Origin of the sequence: Phytobacter sp. V69 (assembly GCF_965644215.1) — a bacterium.
Classification (GTDB): Bacteria; Pseudomonadota; Gammaproteobacteria; order Enterobacterales; family Enterobacteriaceae; genus Phytobacter.
The window spans coordinates 1-5,097 of sequence record NZ_CBFFRL010000267.1; the positions used below are offsets into that span (position 1 = coordinate 1).

Here is a 5,097-nt window from a genome sequence, read left to right on the forward strand (position 1 = left end):
ATCGGTAGTTAACCCTTCCTCCTACACTCTCCACAATCATGTCCGAGCGTTGCACTTATTATCTGAATTCGCGAAAATTACTCTTTCGGATCTTTTCCGGCGAGCAGTTTATCCAGTTCATCGCCGCCTACGTGACGGAAATCCTGGCCTTTCACGAAATAGAAAATGTATTCGCAGATATTCTGGCAGCGGTCGCCGATACGCTCGATAGAACGGGCGCAGAACAGTGCGGTCAGCACGCTTGGAATGGTACGCGGGTCTTCCATCATGTAAGTCATCAGTTGGCGCACGATGCCTTCATATTCCTGGTCGACTTTCTTATCTTCACGGTAAATACGTACCGCTTCGTCAATATCCATACGCGCAAAGGCATCCAGCACGTCGTGCAGCATCTGCACGGTGTGGCGGCCGAGTGACTCCAGGCTCACCAGCAGCGGCTGGTGCTGCGAAGAGAATTTCTCCAGCGCGGTACGGCAGATTTTATCGGCAACGTCGCCAATGCGTTCCAGCTCAGCGATGGTTTTGATAATCGCCATCACCAGACGCAGGTCGCTGGCGGTTGGCTGGCGCTTCGCAATAATGCGTACACAGGCTTCGTCGATAGCGACTTCCATCATGTTCACCTGCTTATCACCCTCAACAACGCGCTGAGCCAGCTCGCTGTCCTGGTTATGCATCGCAGTGATCGCATCAGAAAGTTGTTGCTCTACCATCCCACCCATGGTCATGACCTGAGTGCGGATACTTTCCAGCTCAGCATTGAACTGGCCTGAAATATGTTTGTTAAGATTGAGGTTGTCCATGGTGTCTCCTGATGCCCAAATGTTTTTGGGCTATAACAAGGCGGCAACTGAGCGAATCCCCGAACCGCAGAACACTGCGCGCCCGGGGTGAACAAAGGCAGCCAACACAGTTAGAGCCTGAAAGCAGTATGGCAAATCAACCGTAGCGGCCGGTAATATAATCTTCGGTTTGCTTTTTCTTCGGCTTGGTGAACAGGTCATCTGTGTTGCTGAACTCAATCAATTCGCCGAGATACATAAACGCCGTGTGATCGGAACAACGCGCAGCCTGCTGCATGTTGTGGGTTACGATGACTACGGTGTAATCCTGCTTCAACTCGGTGATCAATTCTTCGATACGACCAGTCGAAATGGGGTCCAGTGCGGAGCAAGGTTCATCCAGCAGTAACACTTCCGGACGGATCGCAATCCCGCGGGCAATACACAGACGCTGCTGCTGACCACCGGAAAGAGAGTACCCGCTCTGGTGCAATTTATCCTTGGTTTCGTTCCATAATGCGGCCTTGGTCAAGGCCCATTGCACACGCTCGTCCATATCGGCACGAGACAGCTTTTCAAACAGACGGACACCGAAGGCGATGTTGTCGTAAATCGACATCGGGAACGGCGTCGGCTTCTGGAAAACCATCCCAACTTTTGCGCGCAGCAGGGCGATGTCCTGGGTGTTAGTGAGGATATTATCCCCATCCAGCAGGATTTCGCCTTCCGCACGTTGTTCCGGGTACAGTTCAAACATTTTGTTGAACGTACGCAGCAGCGTGGACTTACCGCAGCCTGACGGCCCGATAAACGCCGTTACCTGATTCTTGGCAATGTCCAGGCTGATGTTTTTCAGTGCATGGAATTTGCCGTAATAGAAGTTCAAATCGCGAACCTGAATTTTGCCCGGCGTTGTATCAACCATACTCATTTATCTCTTTCCTCACTCGGCACCGCGTTTCACCGCGCCGCAAAAAATTAGTGTTTCTTCGCCGCGAAAATGACACGCGCCAGAATGTTCAGCAACAGCACACACAGCGTGATAATCAGGACACCGGCCCAGGCCAGCTGCTGCCATTCAGCAAACGGGCTCATCGCAAACTTAAAGATGGTGACCGGCAAGTTCGCAATCGGGCGCATCATGTCGGTGCTCCAGAACTGGTTCGACAGTGCGGTAAACAGCAGCGGTGCGGTTTCACCTGCGATACGCGCTACCGCCAGCAGCACACCGGTCATGATCCCGGAAACAGAGGCTTTAACCGTGATGGCGGAAATCATCTTCCACTTCGGCGTACCCAGCGCATAAGCCGCTTCACGCAGACTGTCCGGCACCAGTTTCAGCATGTTCTCTGTGGTACGAATCACGATAGGCACCTGCAGCAGCGCCAGCGCAATCACGCCCGCCCAGCCGGAGAAGTGTTCCATCTGCGCCACCACAATGGTGTAAACGAACAGACCGACAACGATAGATGGTGCGGAAAGCAGAATATCGTTAATAAAACGGATGATTTCGGCCAGAATCGATTTACGGCCATATTCTGCCAGATAAATCCCCGCCATGATGCCCAGCGGCGTACCGACAGCGGTCGCCCAGAAGATGAGCAGGGCGCTGCCCGCCAGCGCATTCGCCAGACCACCACCCGCCGTATTCGGCGGCGGCGTCATCTCGGTAAACAGCGCCAGAGACATCCCATCAAAACCGCGAGTCACGGTCGACAGCAGGATCCAGACCAGCCAGAACAGACCAAATGCCATGGTCGCCATCGACAGCGTCAGGGCGATACGGTTTTTGGTGCGGCGCTTCGCCTGCATCTTGCGGCGGGATTCAGCCAGCTCAGCGGTCGTTTGCATTTCAAGCGTCGCCATTATCGAGCCCCCTCATTTTTCGCCAGGCGCATAATCATGAACTTAGAAATCGCCAGCACGATAAAGGTAATCACGAACAGGATCAGGCCCAGTTCCATCAAGGCTGCAACGTGCAGACCGGATTCGGCTTCGGCGAACTCGTTCGCCAGCGCAGAGGTAATACTGTTACCCGGCATATACAGCGATATGCTGTCGAGTTGGTAGGTGTTACCGATGATAAAGGTCACCGCCATGGTTTCGCCCAGCGCGCGGCCCAGCCCCAGCATAACGCCACCGATAACACCATTTTTGGTGAACGGCAGTACGATGCGCCAGATAACTTCCCAGGTGGTGCAGCCAATACCGTAGGCAGACTCTTTCATCATCACCGGGGTTTGTTCGAATACATCACGCATAACGGCGGCAATGTACGGAATGATCATAATGGCAAGGATAACCCCCGCAGCCAGGATACCAATACCAAATGCCGGGCCAGAGAAGAGGGCGCCAACAAACGGAATCGCGGACATGACGTTACCGACCGGCTCCTGAAAATATTTGGCAAACAGCGGCGCGAAAATAAACAGGCCCCACATGCCGTAAACGATACTGGGAATAGCTGCCAGCAGTTCAATCGCGATCCCAAGAGGACGTTTCAGCCAGCCAGGTGCCAGCTCCGTCAGGAACAACGCGATACCGAAACTTACCGGAACAGCGATCAGCAGCGCGATAAAGGAGGTGACCAGCGTGCCGTAAATCGGAACCAGAGCACCAAAGGTCTCATTCGGCGCATCCCACTCTTTGTTCCACAAGAAGGAAAAACCAAATTTCTGGATACTCGGCCATGAGGAGAAAATAAGAGACAGGATAATGCCGCCGAGCAGCAATAGCACAATCAGCGCAGCCAGTTTTACTAGCGCGCTGAAAATCATGTCACCTTTTTTACCCGGAGGGTTAAAAGCCGGCTTGGTTGCAGCCATAAGATACTCTTTACGTTAGACATCATTTTGAACGACGCCCGGTGGCGATGTCGCTTACCGGGCCTACGAAAACAGCATGTTACCGAATTTTGGTAGGGCGGATAATCATCTTACCCGCCATCGTTGAGAAAACCTTGATTAGTACAGTGCTTTGCCGCTGCTGTCTTTCACGTTGGTTTTCCATGCTGCGCGAATCTGTGCAACTACGCTCTCAGGCAGGGTAGCGTAATCCAGGTCATTAGCCTGTTTGCCACCGTTTTTGTATGCCCAGTCGAAGAATTTCAGCACTTCTGCGCCCTGCTCAGGATTTTTCTGCTCTTTGTGAACCAGGATGAAGGTAGTGGACGTAATCGGCCACACATCTGCACCTTTCTGGTTGGTCAGGTCCTGCGCGAAGGATTTACTCCAGTCGATGTTTTTCGACGCGTTGGAGAAGTTTGCTTCGGTCGGGCTAACCGGTTTGCCATCAGCAGACAGCAGTTTGGTGTAAGTCAGGTTGTTCTGCTTAGCGTAAGCATATTCAACATAACCGATAGAGCCCGGCAGACGCTGTACGAATGCAGCGATACCGTCGTTACCTTTACCGCCCAGACCGGTCGGCCAGTTAACAGTAGAACCGGCGCCTACAGACGATTTCCAGTCTTCGTTAACTTTTGACAGGTAGCTGGTGAACACGAAAGAGGTACCAGAACCATCAGCACGACGCACAACAGCGATGTTCTGAGAAGGCAGTTTTTTGCCTGGGTTCAGCTTAGCAATTGCCGCGTCATCCCATTTTTTGATTTTGCCCAGGTAGATGTCACCCAGAGTTTTACCGTCCAGCACCAGCTCGCCAGATTTGAAACCTTCCAGGTTAACAGCCAGGACAACACCACCGATTACGGTCGGGAACTGGAACAGGCCTTCCTGAGCCAGTTTGTCGTCAGCCAGCGGAGCATCAGAAGCGCCGAAGTCAACGGTGTTTGCAGTGATCTGTTTTACGCCACCAGAAGAACCGATACCCTGGTAGTTAATCTTGTTACCAGTTTCTTTCTGGTAGGTATCAGCCCATTTGGCATACACCGGCGCCGGGAAAGTTGCACCCGCACCTGTCAGACTTGCAGCGGCGTTAACTGCAAATGCACTCAGAGAAAAGGTCGCGGCGACAACAGTTGCGACAGTGGTACGCATAACGTTCATAATGTCTCCTGCAAGAATCGTAAATCGTTGTTTAAGTGGCTACGATGAGCAAAATAGGACACTTTGATGACAGTTATATGCAAGGATTGTTACTGTTTGATGACAATGACGGCTTTCGCGTAGATTAACCGTATGTTGTATGATTTATCAGCAAGATAACGTTCTTGATGACGGTAAGATGTCAGTAAAGTTTTAGATTTATGACACTAAAAAAGTAGTAGAAGCTGCCGAGAAGACCTAGATAGTGTCGTCACAAGATTTTAGCCCAGAGAGCGATGCATCTGATCTGGACGGCAGCGAGAAATGAGGCC

At 52.1% G+C, this 5,097-nt stretch carries 5 protein-coding genes; all 5 read right to left on the reverse strand.

The window, feature by feature from the left end; translation table 11 throughout:
• Positions 1-77: 77 nt before the first annotated feature.
• Positions 78-803 (reverse strand): phosphate signaling complex protein PhoU, encoded by a 726-nt coding sequence (gene phoU, locus ACSZPU_RS23170; RefSeq protein WP_039080015.1) that lies wholly within the window; start codon positions 801-803, stop codon positions 78-80.
• Between the two features lie 136 nt (positions 804-939).
• A complete protein-coding gene (gene pstB, locus ACSZPU_RS23175; RefSeq protein WP_039080014.1) occupies positions 940-1,713 on the reverse strand; it encodes a phosphate ABC transporter ATP-binding protein PstB in 774 nt (257 codons plus the stop codon).
• A 47-nt stretch (positions 1,714-1,760) separates the two neighbouring features.
• Positions 1,761-2,648: a phosphate ABC transporter permease PstA gene (gene pstA, locus ACSZPU_RS23180; RefSeq protein ID WP_499003662.1), complete on the reverse strand. Its 888-nt coding sequence runs from the start codon at positions 2,646-2,648 to the stop codon at positions 1,761-1,763.
• Complete coding sequence (gene pstC / locus ACSZPU_RS23185; RefSeq protein ID WP_499003665.1) at positions 2,648-3,607, reverse strand: phosphate ABC transporter permease PstC; 960 nt, start codon at positions 3,605-3,607, stop codon at positions 2,648-2,650. Before pstC ends, pstA begins: the two co-directional genes overlap by 1 nt.
• A 138-nt stretch (positions 3,608-3,745) precedes the next feature.
• On the reverse strand, positions 3,746-4,786 hold the full coding sequence (pstS, locus tag ACSZPU_RS23190) for a phosphate ABC transporter substrate-binding protein PstS (protein ID WP_499003668.1): 1,041 nt from the start codon (positions 4,784-4,786) through the stop codon (positions 3,746-3,748).
• Between the last annotated feature and the right edge of the window lie 311 nt (positions 4,787-5,097).